The organism is Streptosporangium sp. G12, from assembly GCF_052983175.1.
This window is the reverse complement of the sequence record NZ_JBRIQO010000040.1, coordinates 36,624-53,493: the sequence shown is the minus strand read 5'-3', so window position 1 is coordinate 53,493 and position 16,870 is coordinate 36,624. Positions and strand designations below refer to the sequence as shown.

Below are 16,870 nucleotides of genomic sequence, written 5' to 3'. Positions count from 1 at the left end.
AGCCGCCGTATATCCCAACTTTCTGGGATGGGCGGTGGATCGGCTTTATGATTTGCGGCATGCTCCCTGATTCGGCCGGTTTCGAGCAGCGGCTTGCCCGGCAGCACAGCGCTCTCGACGTGCTCGACGTCACCGCTTCCGCGGTCCTGAGGCGGGTGCCCGCTGACGTGTGGTGCACGGTCCTGATCGATCCGTCCACCCTGCTGGACACCGGCGGGCAGAACGAGGCGGGATTTTCCCCGGAATATCTCCCTCGCCTGTTCGAGATCGAACATGTCGAGGCTGACGATCCGGGTAATCTTCGCGAGCTGGCGAATGGCGCGTCCACCACGAGTCTTCTCAGTCGCGCAACAGTCGGAAATATCCACTCTAGTAAGTACTATCAGGACATTTTGCGCCCGCAGGGACTTGGCGACGAACTACGGGTCGCCCTTCGTGACGGCCCGCACGTCTGGGGCCTGCTGGTGATGTGCAGAGAGCACGGTGCCGCGCCGTTCACCGACGCCGACGAAGCGGCCGCCGCGCGGCTGGGCCGCCCGGCGACGGCCGCGCTGCGGCGCTCGCTGCTCCTGTCCGGAGTGGACACCGGCGCGGTCCCTGACGCGCCCGGCCTGGTCGTCGTCGACCGGGAGGGGGCCACCCGGTCGATGTCGCCGACGGCGCGCACCTGGCTGGAACTCCTCCAGGACGGATCGCCGGAGCACGCCCGGCCGCTGCGCGCGGTGGCCGCCGCCGCGCTCTCGTCGGGAACGGCACGTTCCCGCGCGCTCACCCGGTCCGGCCGATGGGTGGCTCTCCAGGCGTGGTCGATGGGGCAGGAGGAGGAAGGGCTCGTCGCCGTCTCCCTCGGCCCTCCCGAGCCGGGAGAGCTGATCGCGGTCATCCTCGGCGCCTACGGTCTGAGCGAGCGCGAGCGGCAGATCACCCAGCACGTCATGCGCGGCCACTCCACGACACAGATCGCGGGCCGGCTGAACATCAGCCCCCACACGGTCCAGGACCATCTCAAGAGCGTCTTCGCCAAGACCGGCCTGGGCAGCCGGCGCGCGCTCGTCGCGGACATCTTCTTCCGCCACTACCTGCCGCATTTCGGCGAGGGACCGTTGTCGACGGACGGGCGCCGCCTCGCGGGATAGACGGTCCGGACCGTCACGCCGTCGCGCGGGTGCCGGAACCCGCCCGCGCGGGACGCGACGGGCCGCCCGTGACCGCCTCGGCCGCGCCCTGGCCGTTCCGGACCGCCCCACGTCAGGTGGGGCGGTCCGCGCCGGCGCTCTCAGCCGCCGATGTTGACGACGCTGGTGAGGATGACCACCGACTCCTCGTCGGCCTCCAGCGAGTGCCGCCGCTGCGGGATCGGAGCGGTCTGGCCCGCGCCGAGCGCGACGGTCCGCTCGTCGTCGATGAGCCGGACCCGCCCCGACAGGACGTGCAGGCTCGCGGCCGGTGGGGCGTCGTGGTCACCGAGGGCCGTCCCCGCGGTCAGCGCGATGATCGCCTGACGCAGCGTGCCCTCGTTGAGGTAGGTGTGGGCGCTGCGGCCGTGCGAGCTCGCCCTGGCGAGGGCGAGATGCTCCGCGGCGAGAGCCAGTACGTCGATCATTCGGTTCCTCCTGGTCGCTCTGAACCTGCCCTGGGCGGGCGAGGCGCAGAGCCAGGTGAAGGTAAAGTCATCCGTCCCGCCGTGTGGCGGGCCGCTCGTCGAAGCGTATGGCCCTGAGCAGGTTCGCGGCGGGGCGGTCGAGGATCGTGACGCTCGCGGCCGGGGGGAACGAGCCGCCCCGGGCCCGGTCGATGATCACTCGCCAGCGGCGGCAGTGCCGGGCGAAGGTCGCGCTCGTGACGACCCGGCCGCGCGAGAGCTGTCCCTCGCGGGCCGTCCTCGGCTCCACGTCGAGCAGGATCAGGTGGACCTCGCTGCCGACCCTGCGGGCCAGCCAGGCGAACCCGTACAGGATGTGCGGCCACGTGCCGCGGGTGTGCGCGACGACGGCGTGCCCCTTCAGCAGGGCGCGGGCGATCCGCACCACGTGGGTGGTGTGCACGAGCGGGATGCGGGCTCTCGGAGGGACCGGGCCCAGGTAGCGGGCCCACCAGTTGCGGGACTGGCGCGAGTCGATGACGCGGGCCTCACCGGCGCGCACCGGCTCCCTCTCGTCGCCGCGCAACCCGTACAGCCGGTCGAGCAGGGTGCTCTTGCCCGCGCCGGGGAGCCCCGCGAGGAGCACCAGCGATCCCGCCGGGTAGTGCAGATCGTCGACGGAGGACCGGCTGGCCGGTGTGGTGGCCATCACGTGCACCTCGCTGGTATGGGGAACTTCTCTCATAGTGCGTCTCGCAGCCTTCCAGTGGCGGGATCGAGTTCGCCGTCGGTCCGGCGGGCACCGGAGGGGACGAACCTGGCGAAGATCGGACCGAGGGCTACTCGTGAGGCGCGTCCGGAGATGACGGCGGACGACGGCCGGGACGGTACGGGCCGGCCACGGCCACGGGGCGGGTCGCGGTGGGGATGTGGCGGGAGGGGGCGTCGCGCCGGACGGCCAGGAAGGCCCCGGAGACCCTGGAGACTCCGGAAATCCGGGAAACCCGGGAAACCCGGGAAACACGGCTCCGGAGGGGGGACGCCGGTGAGGTGGTGCCCGGAGGGGGAGGGGACTGTCAGGGGCATGCTCGCTCCTCGAATGCGCTCGGCCATTCGAGGTCTCCTTCACCCGCACCTCACGGGCGACCGTCCGGGGACGCCACAGGGCGTCCGTATTGACCGGGCCGGTTCTTGGGAAGTACTCCCCTCGTTCGTTCAAGGTTAAAGGAAACCGGGCGGTGGCGCGGTCACCGACGGGTGACTCTCCCGGGCGGCGTCGTGCCGGGGCGCCCGCGGAGGGAGCCGGGAGCCCGGGAGCCCGGGTCCCCGACCCCCGTTCCGATCCCCGGTTCCGGTCCTCGGCCCCGGTTCTTGGTCCCCGGTCCTCGGTTTCCGGTCCGGACGCGCCGCGGCGCCGGCACCCCTCCGGCGCTCCGCGCGGGCCGGCCTGTCGGCTCGGCCTCGCGGTCCGCTGGGGTGGGGGTGCCGGCGCCGCCGGAGAAACCTCGGGCACTGGCGCCCGCCGGTGGTCCGTCAGTGGTTTTGACGCGCTCCTCGGCATGAATTCCGAGGATTCAGCCCGTGTCGCTCTCGGGACACCTCCGCGGCTTCCTGCTTCACCGACCCGAGCCATCGAGATGGTCCTACCGGGTCTCCACAGGCTTTCGAGCCCTCACGAACTCCGTTCCCGCCCGCCCGGCGGTACCCGGCGCGAGCGCCTTACCGAGCGCCGGTCCGCAAGGAGGGCGAATCGGCGCCCCTTGCCCCGCTACGAGGGAGAGTCCACATCACCTCCGGCGTGAACACCGGAACACCACGGACGAACTCAGTAGCCGGAGTTGTTGGACCCGGAGTTGTTGGATCCGGAGTTGTGGGAACTCGGGTGCGAGGAGGAGGGGGAGGGGGACGCGTTGCCCGTGGGGGAGCCCGTCGAGGTGGCCGCTCCCGAAGGCCGGATCAGGCCGAGCAGGCCGTGCGTGCCGCCGTCGCTGCCCGCGCTGAACCACAGGGCGTTCGTGCCGCCGACGGTCTCGGTGCCGGGCTCCAGGTCCCACAGGCCGCCCAGGGTGATGGCCCTGCCGTCGGAGGAGCGCAGCGGGCCGAGCGGGCGGCCGTTGCGCGGGTTGTAGGCGTTGATCCGGCCGTCGCCGAAGTTGCCGACCAGCAGGGCTCCGGAGTGGGCGCCGAACCCCTTCGGAGCCAGCGTCATCGCCCAGGGGGCGTTGAGGGCTCCACGCGCGGCGAAGCGGCCGACGAACCGGCCCGAGCCGTTGAACTGGCTGACGAACCCCTTGCCCTGCCCGGCCACCGACTTGCCGGTCTCGGGGTCGCGCTTGGCGTACGCGACGAGGATGGAGTTGCCCACGACCTCCACGTTGAACGGCGCGTAGTCCTCCGGCAGGCCGGGGTCCCGGAACGCGCGGCGGCCGAAAGAGATCCGGTCGAAGTCGCCGTCGAAGACGTGGACCCGGTTGTGGGCGAAGTCGGCGGCGAGCAGCATCGGCCCCCGGTTCGTCTGGGCGAGGGCCAGGCCCTTGAAGTCGGCGCCCTTGACGAACGCGCTGATGATCGCGTCGTCCGGGTCGGCCTCGGCGTTCCAGCCGGTGATCGCCCCGCTGGGGCTGGCGAAGATGAACGTCGCCGGCCCGGCACCGCCGGGGCCCTTGACGACGAACTCCTCGCCCGTGTTGACGACCTGCCCGGTGGGCCTGCCGCCGGGGACGCGTACCTGCGTCTTCTCCTGCTTCACGGTGCCCGCGCCGCCGGAGTAGACCGTGGCCAGGCCGGTGCCCGCGGCCGAGACCCACAGGGTCTTGCCCATGGCCAGTCCCCACGGGTTGACCAGCGTGGGGTCGGTGACCGCGGCCCGTCCGCTGACGTCCGAGACGAGGTTGGTGACCGCGAAATGGTTTCGCAGGGTCTGCCGACCGGCTTTCTCCGGGCCGCTGCCGGTCTTGGTCTGTTTCGCTCCGGCCTGCGCCTGATGGGTTCCGGCGGACGCCGTACCGGCGACGCCCATGACCAGGACCGTGGCGCAGATCGTGACGATGCGTACTCGCATTCATGGCTCCTCTGTGAGGGAGTGCCTTTCGCCGCGAGATACGCGTGGGGTTCGTGCGCGGTTCAGTCCGTTTCGGAAAGGTCCGGACCTGGGAGGAGCCGGGCGGGCGGAAAAAGGGCGGCCCGCGACCGCCGGGTGGGGCGGCCACGGGCCTGATCCCATGAGCGTCACACCGGGTCACGGCGACTCATGGCCGCGGCGCGCGCCAAGGGAGGAGGAGGCGCGCTCGCGGGGTCTTTCGAGGCCCCGCCGGGCGGGAGGGGTCAGCGGAGGGCGGCCGCCTCGGTGGCCAGTTTCTCGATCCTGGCGTAGTCGCCGCTGGCGAGCGCGTCGGCCGGGGTGAGCCAGGTCCCGCCCACGCAGCCGACGTTCGGCAGCGCGAGGTAGTCGGGGGCCGTCGCGAGCTTGATGCCGCCCGTCGGGCAGAACCTGACCTGCGGCAGCGGGCCGCCGAGCGCCTTCAGGTACGGCAGGCCGCCGGCCGCCTCGGCGGGGAAGAACTTCATCTCGGTCACCCCGCGCTCGGCGAGGGCCATGACCTCCGACGCGGTCGCCACGCCGGGCAGGAACGGCACCCCGCTGACCTCCATGGCGTCGACCAGCCCCGGCGTGGTCCCCGGGCTGACCAGGAACTTGGAACCGGCCGCCACGGCGGCCGCCACGTCGGCCGGGGTGCGGATGGTGCCCGCGCCGATCACCGCCTCCGGGACCTCGGCGGCGATGCGCGCGATGGCGTCCAGGGCGGCGGGGGTGCGAAGGGTCACCTCGATGACCGGCAGGCCGCCCGCGACCAGGGCGCGGGCCAGGGGGACCGCGGTCTCCGGATCGTCGATCACGACGACCGGGACGACCGGGGCGATGTCGAGCAGACTCATACGAACTCCATGGTGGACAGGCGCTGGTTCAGCCAGGCCGCCGCGCCGGTCAGGGCGGGCTGGGGGGCCACGATCAGCGCCGTGGCGATGCCGGAAAGGTAGTCGTTCAGGGTCGGGGTGGCCTCGAAGCGACGGCGGAAGTCGCTGGAGCGGACCCGGTCCACGATACGCGGAAGCACGCCGCCGCCCAGGTAGACACCGCCCCGCGCGCCGAGGGTGAGGGCGACGTTCCCGGCGAAGGTGCCGAGCATGGCGCAGAAGACCTCGACGGTCTCCGCGCACAGCGAGTCGTCCATCCGGGTCACGATGTCGGAGGCGGACAGCCTCGGCGCGTCCGTCCCGTGGACGAGCGCGAGCCCCCGGTGCAGGCGCGACAGGCCCGGCCCTGACAGCAGGTGCTCGGCCACCACGTGCTCCAGGCCGTCCGCGCGCAGTGCCCGGACGATCTCGTGGTCCCGCCGGTCGAGGACGGGCGCGGTGACGTGCCCTCCCTCCCCGGGGATCGGCACCCAGCCCTCGGCGGCGGGCACCAGGCCGCCCACGCCGAGACCGGTTCCGGGTCCGAGGACGGCCTTGACGCCGTGCGAGGGCTCGGGGCCGCCCAGGGAGACCAGGTCGGCGCCCCGCAGGTGCGGCAGGGACGCGGCCAGGGCCTCGAAGTCATTGAGCAGCCAGGCGTTCGGGATGCCGAGATCGCGTACCGACCCCGTCCACCCGGCGTTGGTGAGCCGGTAGCGGTCGCCCTCCACGGGCCCCGCGATCGCGACGCACGCGGCTCCCGGCTGAACTCCGCCCGCATGATCTGCGATATAGGCGGCTACGGCTTCGGGTAGGCCATCGTGTTCCGCGCCCGCGAGCACGGCCACCGCCTCGGGCTGTCCACCGGGCTCGGTGACCAGCCCGAACCGGGCGTTGGTGCCGCCGATGTCGGCGACGAGCCAGGGAAGGCTCACGAGATCTCCTTCGCGGGTCGGGCGGCCGTGGCGGGCCTCCCGAGGTTCACCGGCCGTGCGACCCCCGCGGGCCGTGCGACCGGCACGGACGGAGACCGTACGACCTCCACGTGCCGCGCGCCCCGCGCGACCGGCGTGACCCGCGCGGACGTGGGCCGCGCGGAGGGAGGCCGTACGAATGTGGATCGTGCGAATCCGGATCGTGCGAAGGAGACGGTGGTCTGTTTTCTCACGCACGGATTCCGCTCTGGGCGGTCGCCAGGCGCGTGCCGTTCGCGACGGCCTCGGCGTGGCCGTTCAGGGCGAAGACGCCCGCGCCGCGCTCGGCGGGGCCCGCCGCGCGGCGGAAGGCGCCGAACAGCTCGCGGCCGGTGCCCACCCACTGGGCGTCGGTGAGCGGCGCGCCCTGAACGGGCCTGGCGGCCAGTTCCGCGGCGGGGACCAGCAGCTCCAGGGTTCCGGCGGCGGCGTCGAGGCGGATCGGGTCGCCGTCCCGCACCAGCGCGATGGGGCCGCCGTCGGCGGCCTCGGGCGACAGGTGGATGGCGGCCGGGACCTTGCCGGACGCGCCGGACATGCGGCCGTCGGTGACGATCGCCACCCGCTGGCCCCTGTCCAGCAGCACCGCCATCGGCGGGGTGAGCTTGTGCAGCTCGGGCATGCCGTTCGCGCTCGGCCCCTGGTAGCGGATGACCGCCACGAAGTCCTGCCCGTCCAGCTCTCCCGCGTCGAAGGCGCGCAGCAGCTGCAGCTGGTCGTCGAAGACCTTGGCCGGGGCCTCGATGACCAGGTGCTCGTCCTTGACCGCGGAGACCTTGCTGACCGCGCGTCCCAGGTTGCCGTCGAGCATGTGGATGCCGCTGTCGGCGGAGAACGCGTCGGAGACCGGGCGCAGCACGTCGAGGTCGGTGCTGCCCTCGGTGCGCTCCTGCCAGACCAGCTCGCCCTCCTTCAGCTCGACGGCCGAGCGGTAGTGGTCCAGCCCGCGCCCGGCGACCGTCAGCACGTCGCCGTGCAGCAGCCCGGCGTCCAGCAGGTCGCCGATGAGCACCTGCATGCCGCCCGCGGCCTGGAAGTGGTTCACGTCCGCCTGGCCGTTGGGGTACATGCGGGTGAGCAGCGGCACGGCCTTCGACAGCGCGGCCAGGTCGTCCCAGAGGAGCTCGATGCCGGCCGCCGCGGCGATGGCGACGATGTGCATGGTGTGGTTGGTCGAGCCGCCGGTCGCCAGCAGTGCCACGCAGGCGTTGACGATCGCCTTCTCGTCGACGACCTCGCCGACGGGGGTGTACTCGGGGCCGTGCGCGGTCAGCTCGACCGCGCGCCTGCCCGCCGCCTTCGTCAGGGCCTCGCGTAGCTCGGTGCGCGGGTTGACGAACGTCGAGCCGGGCAGGTGCAGGCCCATGACCTCGATCATGACCTGGTTGGAGTTGGCGGTGCCGTAGAAGGTGCAGGTGCCGGGGGAGTGGTACGACTTCGCCTCGGCGTCGAGCAGCTCGTCCTTGCCGACCTTGCCCTCGGCGAACAGCTGCCGGGTGCGTGCCTTGACCTTGTTGGGCAGGCCGGAGGTCATCGGCCCGGCGGGGACGAACACCGTGGGCAGGTGGCCGAAGTGCAGCGCCCCGATCAGCAGGCCTGGAACGATCTTGTCGCAGACGCCGAGCATGAGGGAGGCGTCGAACATGTCGTGCGAGAGCGCGATCGCGGTGGCCATCGCGATGACCTCGCGGCTGTAGAGCGACAGCTCCATGCCCGCCCGGCCCTGGGTGACGCCGTCGCACATCGCGGGCACGCCCCCGGCGAACTGCGCGACGCCGCCCGCCTTCCTGACGGCCGCCTTGAGGATCGCCGGGTAGGCCTCGTACGGCTGGTGCGCCGACAGCATGTCGTTGTAGCTCGACACGATCGCCACGCCCGGCTTGACGTTGGCGCGCAGGTCCCGCTTGTCGCTCTCGCCCACGGCGGCGAAGCCGTGCGCCAGGTTGGCGCAGCCCAGGCTCGCCCTGGCGGGCCCGCGCAGGCGGGCCGCCTCGGCCTCGGCGTGCAGACGGTTCAGGTACGCGGTGCGGCTGGGACGGCTGCGCTCGACCAGACGGTCGGTCACCTCCTGGATCACGGGATGCATCCGGCCTCCTCGGTCGTGGTATGCGTCGTCGTTTCCGGTGTCGTGGTCGTTCTGGTGAGGGTGCCCGGCTCGCGCGCTCACGCCTGCCCCTCCTCGTGCCAGACGCGCCCGCTGCGGCCGACGAGCTCGTGGGCCGTGGCGGGGCCCGCGCTGCCCGCCGGGTACGGCTCGGGCGGGGTGCCCTGGGAGTCCCACTCGTCGAGGATCGGGTCGATCCACCGCCAGGCGGCCTCGACCTCGTCGCGTCGCATGAACAGGGTCGGGTTGCCGGTGAGGACGTCCATGAGCAGCCGCTCGTAGGCCTCGGGCACCCGGCCGGTGAAGGTCTCGGCGAAGCTGAGGCTCAGCGGGACCGGCTTGAGCGCCACCTCGCCCGCGCCCGGCTCCTTGGCCATGATGTTCAGCTGGATGCCCTCGCTCGGCTGCAGCCGCAGCACCAGCCGGTTGGGCGTGCTGCCGGGGAAGATCGAGTGGGGCACGTCCTTGAACTGCACCACGATCTCCGAGCAGCGGTTCGGCATGCGCTTGCCCGTCCGCAGGTAGAACGGCACCCCGGCCCAGCGCCAGTTCTTCACCTCGGCGCGGATCGCGGCGAAGGTCTCCACCCGGCGGGAGTCCTCGGTGGGCGCGGTGCTGTCGGGCTCGTCGAGGTAGCCGGGCAGTCGGACGCCGCCGGACTCGCCCGCCGTGTACTGGCCGCGCACCGTGAAACGGTCCACCTCGCCGCCGGTGACGGGCCGCAGCGACTGGAGGACCTTGACCTTCTCGTCGCGGATCGACTCGCGGTCGTTGCGCGACGGCGGCTCCATCGCCACCAGGCACAGCAGCTGGAGCAGGTGGTTCTGCACCATGTCGCGCAGCGCGCCCGCGTGGTCGTAGTAGCCGCGGCGGCCGGGGGTGCCCACGGTCTCGGCGACGGTGATCTGGACGTGGTCGATCCAGAGGGAGTTCCAGATCGGCTCCAGGAACGCGTTGGCGAACCGGAGCACGAGGAGGTTCTGGACCGTCTCCTTGCCGAGGTAGTGGTCGATGCGGTAGATCTGCCGCTCCTCGAAGATGGCGCCGACCTCGTCGTTGATGCGCAACGCGCTGGCCAGGTCGCGGCCGAGGGGCTTCTCCAGCACCACCCGCGAGGCGGGGGTGACCAGGCCGGCGCGGTGCGCCTCCCGGCAGAACGGGCCGAACGTCATGGGCGGGCTGGCCAGGTAGAACACCCGGTCGCGCTGCTCGTACCCGCCGAGCATCCCGGTGAGCCTCGCCCACCCGGTCGGGTCCTCGCCGCCGATGTCGACGGTGACGTGGTGCAGGCGGCCGAGAAAGCGCTGCCAGGTGTCGAGGTCGTCCACCGGCACCGAGCCGCGCACCTCGGCGTCCACCTTGCCGCGGAAGTCGGCGTCGTCGAGCCCGCCGCGGGACATCGCGATCACGCGGGTCTCGGGGGCGAGACGCCCGTCGCGGTCGGCGTGGTAGAGGGCGGGGAGGAGTTTCCGCATGGAGAGGTCGCCTGTGCCGCCGAAGACGATGAGGTCGGCGGGTTGAGGGGTCTCAGACATGGGGCGGCGCTCCGTAGTGATCTACCAGTAGTGATCTACCAAAATTGGGTATAGATCGGACACTAGCTACATCTTGCGCTCTACACAAGCGGAGTTTTGTAATTTGAGATGAGAAAGTAGGAAGTTTTCATTTCCTAAGTGGGTGTGATTCACTTGGCGGATGCCTCGACGTCCCGCTGCCGCGCTGGCCACCAGCGGTGAGGTGCTGCGCCTCATCCGCTCCGGTGAGGCCGTCACCCGCGCGGACATAGGGCGTGTCACAGGCCTGTCCAGACCCGCCGTCTCCCTGCGCGTCACCGAGCTGCTGGACCGGCGCCTCGTCGTGGAGGACAGCGAGGGCCCCTCCACCGGAGGCCGCCCGCCCACCCGCCTGGCCTTCAACGCCTCCGGCGGGGTCGTCCTGGTCGGCTCCCTGGGTGCGAGCCGCGCGCAGATCGCCGTCTGCGACCTCGCGGGCGAGGTACTGGCCAGTGCCGCCCTGGCCGTGGACGTGGAGGAGGGGCCGGACGTCGTCCTGCCCCTGGTCATGCAGACCTGGAGCGAGCTGCTCGGCGACCGCCCCGTCTCCCTGGTCCGCGGGGTCGGCCTGGGGGTCCCCGCCACGGTGGAGTTCGCGGCCGGCCGCACCGAGAGCGCCCGGATCATGGCCAGCTGGACCGGCGTGGCCATCCCGCCGATCATCGCCGAGCGCTTCCCCGTCCCCGTCTTCCTCGACAACGACGTGAACGTCATCGCGATCGGCGAGCACCGCGAGATCTACGCGGGCGAGGCCGACGACCTGCTGTTCATCAAGGTCTCCACCCGGATCGGCTCCGGGGTCATCGCCGGGGGCGAGATCCTGCGGGGGGCCCTGGGCGCCGCGGGGGAGATCGGGCACATCCCGGTCCGCGACGGCGGGGGAGTCCTCTGCCGCTGCGGCAACATCGACTGCGTCGACTCCATCGCCAGCGGCACCGCGATCCTGCGCCGGCTCCGCGACCTGGGGCACGAGGTCGACACCCTGGCCGACGTGGTGAGCCTGGTCAGGGCCGGGGACGCGGAGACCATGACCGTGGTCCGCAACGCCGCCCGGATGCTCGGCGAGGTCGTCGCCAGTGCGGTCAACCTGCTCAACCCCTCGGTGGTGGTCCTCGGCGGCGACGTCGCGGAGACCTTCCAGCCGATGGTCTCGGGGGTGCGCGAGGTCATCCACCGCCGCTCGACGGCCCTGGCCACCCGCAACCTGCGCATCGAGCGCAGCCGGCTCGGCCCGAGCGCCGGGATCATCGGCTGCGCCCACATGGTCCTGGACCACATCCTGTCGCCCGAGGCCGTCGACTCCGCCGGCTGGCAGCCGCTCCGCTCCGTCCGCTCCCTCGCCTGAGCGGTTCTCGTGCCTGGGCCGGTCTCGTTCCCGAACCGCTCCTTCGTCTGGCCGGTTCCGGCCCGACGCCGCGCTTTTCCAGACTCCGCCCCCTAAAACGCTTAAGATCGCCATATGTCCAGACCGGGACTGAGACGGGGGATCGCCGTATCCGGTGACATCGTCAGCGGGAAGGCCCTGCTCGCCCTGCCGCCTCCGGGCGAGACCGTTGCCTGTACGCGGGGCAGGGACGCCGCGCGGGTCCCGCCGGAGAGCCCGTCTCTCTCCCTCATGGCCGACTTCGCCCGTAGCGTCAGGGGCGGGAGCGATCCGGTCTGTCCCGTCCGCGACACCGAGGTCGTCGACCGTCTCATCACGGACGCCCACGCGTTCGCAACCCGTCCGGAGGAACATCCGTGAGCGAAACCGTCTCCCTGCCCGCCTTCCCCACGCCGCTGCGCTGGCTGAACCGGCCCGAGGACTGGAGCGCCGACGGCGACGCGCTCTCCATCGTCGCGGGAGCGGGCACCGACCTCTTCTCCGACCCCGGGGAGCCGAACCGCTACGCCAACGCCCCCGCCCTCGTCGGCCGCCTGGACGGAGACTTCACGCTCAGCGCGCGGGTCAGGCTCGACCTGCTGTCCACCTACGACGCGGCCGTGCTGCTGCTGTACGCCGACGACGACCGGTGGGCCAAGTTCTGCCTCGAACTCTCCCCGCAGGGCAGGCCTACGATCGTCTCGGTGGTCACCCGCGGGGTGTCCGACGACTGCAACTCCGTGACCATGGACGGCCGGGACATCCGGCTGCGGATCTCCCGCATCGGCTCGGCCTTCGCCTTCCACGCCGCCGACGAGTCCGGGTTCTGGAACCTCATCAGATACTTCGCGCTCGACGGGGACCCCGAGGTCGGCTTCCTCGCGCAGAGCCCCACCGGCGAGGGCTGCACCGTGCGCTTCGAGGACATCGAGTACTCGCCCAAGCGCCTGTCCGACCTGCGCGGCGGGGAGTAGCCCGCTCTCCGGCCGGCCCGGGCGAGCGGTGCGCGGGAGCTCCACGGAGTGCCGGCCGGGCGACCCTACGGAGTGTCGGCCGGGCGGGCGGTGAGGATGCGGGCGAGCAGACCGCTGAGATCGGCCTGCTCGCGCGGGTCCAGGGGGGAGAACCACTCCTGCTCCCTGCGGGCCTGCTCGGCGAACGTCTCGCGGACGGCGGCCTCCCCCTTGCCGGACAGCGCGACCACCACCGCGCGCCGGTCGCCGGGCATCGGGCGACGCTCGACCAGGGCGTCGCGCTCCAGGGTGTTGACCACGTTCGTCACCGCCGAGCGGGACATGGCGGAGATCTCGGCGAGCCGGGCGGGCTGGGTCGGGCCGAGGATCCAGAGCTTGAACATCAGCCGGAAACCGGGCAGCGTCCAGCCGCGCGGGCGGTGGATCCGTGTCTCCAGGTCCGTCACCAGCAGGTAGGCCAGCTGCAGCAGGTTGTAGGCGAGCTCGAATCCCTCCGGGTCGGCGGGCGGCGGCATGCCGGCCAGGCGTTCCCGCGCGTAGGCGGCATACCGGAGATCCGCCCTGCCCGCCGGCTCCACCCGCGGCGTCCCGCCGTCCCCGGCCGCGCTCGGCTCGTCCCCGGCCGCGCTCGGCGCCGCGGCCCTTCCCCGGTCTCCGGCGCGACGGCCGGAACCCGCGCGCGTCGGTCCTCCGCCCGCGGGCTCCACTGATGGTTCCACCGCACAAGTCTTGCGCAGGAGCACCCTCACCGTGAATATTGTTATGGCCATAACAATCGGCGGGAGGCACCCGTGGACATCGTCATCGCCGGTGGCGGTATCGGCGGCCTCGCCACCGCGCTCAGCCTGCACGCGGCGGGCTTCGAGAACCTCACCGTCCACGAGGCCGCCCGCGAGATCCGCCCCCTGGGCGTGGGCATCAACCTGCTGCCCCATGCCGTACGGGAACTGACGGAGCTCGGCCTCGCCGACCGGCTGGCGGCGATCGGCGTCGCCACCGCCGAACTCGCCTACTTCGACCGGTACGGCTCCGCGATCTGGTCCGAGCCCCGGGGCGTCGACGCGGGGTACAGGTGGCCGCAGTACTCCGTCCACCGGGGACGGCTGCAGATGATGCTGCTGGACGCCGTGGTCGAGCGGCTCGGCCCGCGGTCGGTCGTGACCGGCAGCCGCGTCACCGGCCCGGGCACCGAGGACCTGCTGATCGGGGCGGACGGCATCCACTCGGCGATCCGCGCGCGCCTGTTCCCCGACGAGGGGCCCCCTCCGTGGAACGGGCTGATCCTGTGGCGTGGCACGACGTACGGCGCGCCGTTCCTGACCGGACGATCCATGATCATGGTCGGTGACGGGACGCAGAAGTTCGTGGCCTACCCGATCGAGACCGGCGAGCGGACACTGGTCAACTGGATCGCGGAGAAGCCCTCCGGTGGCGCGGCTCCCGGCCGGGGCGACTGGAACCGGCCGGCGGACCTGGCCGAGGTCGAGGAGCACTTCGCGGACTGGCGGTTCGACTGGCTGGACGTGCCGCGGATCATCGCCGGAGCCGAGACGGCCTACGAGTATCCGATGGTGGACCGCGATCCGCTGCCGCACTGGACCGAGGGGAACGTCACGCTGCTGGGCGACGCCGCCCACGCGATGTACCCGATCGGTTCCAACGGCGCCTCCCAGGCGATAATCGACGCCCGGGTGCTGGCCCACTCCCTCGCGTACGGCGACCTGGCGGCGTACGAGGCCGTGCGGCGGCCCGCCACGACCACCCTGCAGCTGGCCAACCGGCGGATGGGCCCCGAGATCGTGATGAAACTCGCCCACGAGCGCGCCCCCGGCGGGTTCGACGACATCGAGCAGGTCATCCCCTACGCGGAGCGGGCCGAGATCGCCGCCTCCTACAAGCGCACGGCGGGGTTCGACCCGGCTTCGCTGAACGGCTCCCCCTCCTGGAGCGTCGTCCGCTGACATCCTCCCCGGGGCTGAAGCCCGGGGTCCCCACGCCGGAGGTATCCGATGGACCTCGAACACCTCGCCACGTTCACCGTGAAGCTGGACCCGATCCTCGAACTCGGCGGCACCCACTGGGGCCGGCGACGGGTGATCAACATCGTGGGCGGATCGTTCGAGGGCCCGCGGTTCTCCGGCGTCGTCCTGCCGGGCGGGGCCGACTGGCAGATCGTGCACGCCGACGGCATGGCCAGCGTCGACACCCGTTACACCCTGCGCACCCACGACGGCGCGCATCTCTACCTCTCCACCTCCGGCGTACGGCACGGCCCCGCCGAGGTCATGGCCCGCCTCGCCCGAGGCGAGCCGGTGGACCCGTCGGAGTACTACTTCCGGCTGTTCTGCCGCTTCGAGACCGGTGACGAGCGCTACCTGTGGCTCAACAGAACCCTCGCCGTGGGAAAGGCCGGCCGGCTGCCGGACGCCGTCCGCTACGACGCCTACACCCTGACCTGAACCCTCCCGAACCGGACCACCGCACTCCGGGCGCCCACACCACGGCCCCGGCGTGACCCCCGAGGTCCGACGGACACCCTGAGGAACTCGCGATGCCGAAGCTGAACCGCCTCCCGCTCCCCATCGTCGCCGAGCACGACACCCCGATGCCGGTGCGCGACGGCACGATCCTGCGTGGCGACGTCTACCGCCCCGCCTCGGGCGGGCCGTTCCCGGCCCTGCTCGTCCGCACGCCGTACGGCGAGGGCTCGTTCCCGATGGCGCCGAAGATCCCCGCGCTGGAGGCCGGCTTCGCGGTGGTGCTCCAGCACTGCCGGGGGCGCGGAAGCAGCGACGGGGAGTTCCGGCCGTGGCTGGACGAGGGCGACGACGGCTACGACACCGTCGAGTGGATCACCTCCCAGCCGTGGTCGAACGGCGAGGTCGTGGCCTTCGGGGTGTCCTACCTCGCCGGATGCGCGCTCCAGGCCGCCGCGACGCGCCCGCCGGGGCTCAAGGCCGTGGTCGCCTCGATGACCCCGCACGACTTCCACGACGGGCTGAAGTACCACGGCGGCGCCCTCGCGCTCGGCTCGGCGCTGAACTGGGGCCTGCTGCAGGCGATGCTCGGCCTCATGCACGCGATGGAGGCCGGTGAGGACGTGGGCGCCGGCTTCGGCGCGCTCCTGCCCGTACTGGGCGACCAGGCCACCGCCGTGCGGACGCTGCCGCTGCGCGACATCCCCGGGGTGCCGTGGTGGAGTGACTGGATCTCTCACCCGGCCCGCGACGCCTACTGGGAGGGACTGGCCGAGACCCTGCGGCACGACCGGATCGAGGTGCCCGTGATGCACGTCGCGGGCTGGTTCGACCTGTTCCTCGCCGGAACCCTGGAGAATCACCGGCGGCTGGGCGGCCCGCTGGTCATCGGCCCCTGGTCGCACGGTTCCGGCGCGACGGGCACCGGCCACCTGGACTTCGGGTTCGCCGCCTCGGCGCAGGCGGCCATGCTGCCGCAGCGGCAGCTGGACTTCCTGCGCGGCGAGGACACCGGCCCGGCCGTGAAGATCTTCGTCATGGGCGACAACGTCTGGCGGGACGAGGAGGAATGGCCACTGTCCCGCGCGGTCGGCACCCGCTACCACCTGCACACCGGCGGCCTGCTCTCCGTCGAGCCCCCCTCGGACGCCGCGCCGTCCACCTTCACCTTCGACCCCCGCGACCCCGTGCCCACGACCGGTGGCCCTCTCCTGCTTCCCGACGTGACGAACATCGGCCCTCAGGACCAGCGCGACGTCGAGCTCCGCCCCGACGTGCTCTGCTTCACCACCGAGGCGCTCGCCTCCGACGTCGAGGTGACCGGCCCCCTCTCCGTCACCCTGCACGCCGAGACCTCGGCGGTCTCCACCGACTGGACGGCCAAGCTCGTCGACGTCCACCCCGACGGCCGGGCGATGAGCGTGACCGACGGCATCGTGCGGACCTCCGTCCCGTCCGGGGTGCACGAGATCGACCTCGTCGCCACCAGCCAGGTCTTCAGGACCGGCCACCGCATCCGCGTCGAGATCTCCAGCTCCAACTTCCCCCGCTTCGACCGCAACCCCGGCAACGGCCGGACCTCCGCCGACTCCACCGAGGCCGACCTGGTCGTCCAGCACCAGACCGTCTTCCCCGACTCCTACGTCACCCTCCCGATCGTCCCCCGGTGACAACCCCGGGCCGGACGACCACCTGCCGCACCCGTACCCGCGCCCGTAACCTCCCCTCGGCACCGGTTCCGGAGCGTTCCCGGACGAGGTGGTGGGCGCGGGCCGCGGTGGAGTCCACGCCGGCCAGGGCGAGGTCGACCTGGCCGCGAGCAGCGGCGCAGGCGAATCCCCTGATCTCCGTTCCGTGCATGGGTCGTGCTTCCGACGTCTTGCCGCCGG

16 protein-coding genes are annotated in these 16,870 nt (G+C 72.1%); 7 read left to right on the top strand and 9 right to left on the bottom strand.

All coding sequences use genetic code 11. The features are described from left to right. Positions 1-59: 59 nt before the first annotated feature. Positions 60-1,136, top strand: a complete 1,077-nt coding sequence (locus tag ACVCAG_RS41455) for a helix-turn-helix transcriptional regulator (protein ID WP_447191443.1) — start codon at positions 60-62, stop codon at positions 1,134-1,136. 140 nt (positions 1,137-1,276) lie between these two features. Here the strand turns inward: ACVCAG_RS41455 and ACVCAG_RS41450 are convergent, their stop codons facing one another. From ACVCAG_RS41450 to zwf, 7 genes are all read right to left on the bottom strand, one after another. After that, positions 1,277-1,603 carry a cupin gene (locus ACVCAG_RS41450; protein WP_447191442.1) on the bottom strand — a complete coding sequence of 109 codons (327 nt, stop codon included), beginning with the start codon at positions 1,601-1,603 and terminating at the stop codon, positions 1,277-1,279. Positions 1,604-1,670: 67 nt separating this feature from the next. Beyond that, on the bottom strand, positions 1,671-2,291 hold the full coding sequence (locus ACVCAG_RS41445; RefSeq protein ID WP_447191441.1) for an AAA family ATPase: 621 nt from the start codon (positions 2,289-2,291) through the stop codon (positions 1,671-1,673). Between the two features lie 1,116 nt (positions 2,292-3,407). Continuing rightward, complete coding sequence (locus tag ACVCAG_RS41440) at positions 3,408-4,643, bottom strand: TIGR03118 family protein (RefSeq protein ID WP_440088677.1); 1,236 nt, start codon at positions 4,641-4,643, stop codon at positions 3,408-3,410. A gap of 263 nt (positions 4,644-4,906) precedes the next feature. Next, positions 4,907-5,518, bottom strand: coding sequence for a bifunctional 4-hydroxy-2-oxoglutarate aldolase/2-dehydro-3-deoxy-phosphogluconate aldolase (gene eda, locus ACVCAG_RS41435; RefSeq protein ID WP_440088675.1), 612 nt, complete (start codon positions 5,516-5,518; stop codon positions 4,907-4,909). After that, on the bottom strand, positions 5,515-6,471 hold the full coding sequence (locus tag ACVCAG_RS41430) for a glucokinase (RefSeq protein ID WP_440088674.1): 957 nt from the start codon (positions 6,469-6,471) through the stop codon (positions 5,515-5,517). The genes eda and ACVCAG_RS41430 overlap by 4 nt, the downstream gene beginning before the upstream one ends. A gap of 229 nt (positions 6,472-6,700) precedes the next feature. Then, positions 6,701-8,596: a phosphogluconate dehydratase gene (gene edd / locus ACVCAG_RS41425; RefSeq protein ID WP_440088672.1), complete on the bottom strand. Its 1,896-nt coding sequence runs from the start codon at positions 8,594-8,596 to the stop codon at positions 6,701-6,703. A 77-nt stretch (positions 8,597-8,673) separates the two neighbouring features. After that, positions 8,674-10,149 carry a glucose-6-phosphate dehydrogenase gene (zwf, locus tag ACVCAG_RS41420; protein ID WP_447191440.1) on the bottom strand — a complete coding sequence of 492 codons (1,476 nt, stop codon included), beginning with the start codon at positions 10,147-10,149 and terminating at the stop codon, positions 8,674-8,676. Positions 10,150-10,309: 160 nt separating this feature from the next. On the opposite strand from zwf, the gene ACVCAG_RS41415 reads away from it, so the two are divergent. From ACVCAG_RS41415 to ACVCAG_RS41405, 3 genes are all read left to right on the top strand, one after another. Then, positions 10,310-11,512, top strand: coding sequence for an ROK family protein (locus ACVCAG_RS41415; RefSeq protein WP_440088669.1), 1,203 nt, complete (start codon positions 10,310-10,312; stop codon positions 11,510-11,512). Between the two features lie 114 nt (positions 11,513-11,626). Continuing rightward, a complete protein-coding gene (locus ACVCAG_RS41410) occupies positions 11,627-11,911 on the top strand; it encodes a hypothetical protein (protein ID WP_447191439.1) in 285 nt (94 codons plus the stop codon). Further along, positions 11,908-12,504, top strand: coding sequence for a DUF1349 domain-containing protein (locus ACVCAG_RS41405; RefSeq protein WP_440088667.1), 597 nt, complete (start codon positions 11,908-11,910; stop codon positions 12,502-12,504). Before ACVCAG_RS41410 ends, ACVCAG_RS41405 begins: the two co-directional genes overlap by 4 nt. Positions 12,505-12,569: 65 nt before the next feature. Here ACVCAG_RS41405 and ACVCAG_RS41400 read toward each other — a convergent pair whose 3' ends face one another. Further along, complete coding sequence (locus ACVCAG_RS41400) at positions 12,570-13,223, bottom strand: MarR family transcriptional regulator (protein ID WP_440088666.1); 654 nt, start codon at positions 13,221-13,223, stop codon at positions 12,570-12,572. A 72-nt stretch (positions 13,224-13,295) separates the two neighbouring features. Between ACVCAG_RS41400 and ACVCAG_RS41395 the strand changes: the two genes are divergently transcribed. The 3 genes from ACVCAG_RS41395 (at position 13,296) to ACVCAG_RS41385 (ending at position 16,651) form a co-directional block, all read left to right on the top strand. After that, positions 13,296-14,465, top strand: coding sequence for a flavin-dependent oxidoreductase (locus ACVCAG_RS41395; protein ID WP_447191438.1), 1,170 nt, complete (start codon positions 13,296-13,298; stop codon positions 14,463-14,465). Between the two features lie 48 nt (positions 14,466-14,513). Beyond that, positions 14,514-14,963 (top strand): DUF3237 domain-containing protein, encoded by a 450-nt coding sequence (locus ACVCAG_RS41390; RefSeq protein ID WP_440088663.1) that lies wholly within the window; start codon positions 14,514-14,516, stop codon positions 14,961-14,963. Positions 14,964-15,055: 92 nt separating this feature from the next. Then, a complete protein-coding gene (locus ACVCAG_RS41385; protein ID WP_447191437.1) occupies positions 15,056-16,651 on the top strand; it encodes a CocE/NonD family hydrolase in 1,596 nt (531 codons plus the stop codon). On the opposite strand, the gene ACVCAG_RS41380 is transcribed toward ACVCAG_RS41385, so the two are convergent. Beyond that, on the bottom strand, positions 16,626-16,841 hold the full coding sequence (locus tag ACVCAG_RS41380) for a hypothetical protein (RefSeq protein ID WP_440088660.1): 216 nt from the start codon (positions 16,839-16,841) through the stop codon (positions 16,626-16,628). The two genes, ACVCAG_RS41385 and ACVCAG_RS41380, sit on opposite strands and share 26 nt — an antisense overlap. Positions 16,842-16,870 lie beyond the last annotated feature (29 nt).

Bases quoted from the DNA above. Each gene is read 5' to 3' on its own strand.
- ACVCAG_RS41390 (WP_440088663.1), top strand. From the start codon at position 14,514: ATGGACCTCGAACACCTCGCCACGTTCACCGTGAAGCTGGACCCGATC.
- ACVCAG_RS41440 (WP_440088677.1), bottom strand. From the start codon at position 4,643: ATGCGAGTACGCATCGTCACGATCTGCGCCACGGTCCTGGTCATGGGC.
- zwf (WP_447191440.1), bottom strand. From the start codon at position 10,149: ATGTCTGAGACCCCTCAACCCGCCGACCTCATCGTCTTCGGCGGCACA.
- ACVCAG_RS41450 (WP_447191442.1), bottom strand. From the start codon at position 1,603: ATGATCGACGTACTGGCTCTCGCCGCGGAGCATCTCGCCCTCGCCAGG.
- ACVCAG_RS41380 (WP_440088660.1), bottom strand. From the start codon at position 16,841: ATGCACGGAACGGAGATCAGGGGATTCGCCTGCGCCGCTGCTCGCGGC.
- ACVCAG_RS41385 (WP_447191437.1), top strand. From the start codon at position 15,056: ATGCCGAAGCTGAACCGCCTCCCGCTCCCCATCGTCGCCGAGCACGAC.
- edd (WP_440088672.1), bottom strand. From the start codon at position 8,596: ATGCATCCCGTGATCCAGGAGGTGACCGACCGTCTGGTCGAGCGCAGC.
- eda (WP_440088675.1), bottom strand. From the start codon at position 5,518: ATGAGTCTGCTCGACATCGCCCCGGTCGTCCCGGTCGTCGTGATCGAC.
- ACVCAG_RS41455 (WP_447191443.1), top strand. From the start codon at position 60: ATGCTCCCTGATTCGGCCGGTTTCGAGCAGCGGCTTGCCCGGCAGCAC.
- ACVCAG_RS41410 (WP_447191439.1), top strand. From the start codon at position 11,627: ATGTCCAGACCGGGACTGAGACGGGGGATCGCCGTATCCGGTGACATC.
- ACVCAG_RS41415 (WP_440088669.1), top strand. From the start codon at position 10,310: ATGCCTCGACGTCCCGCTGCCGCGCTGGCCACCAGCGGTGAGGTGCTG.
- ACVCAG_RS41445 (WP_447191441.1), bottom strand. From the start codon at position 2,291: ATGGCCACCACACCGGCCAGCCGGTCCTCCGTCGACGATCTGCACTAC.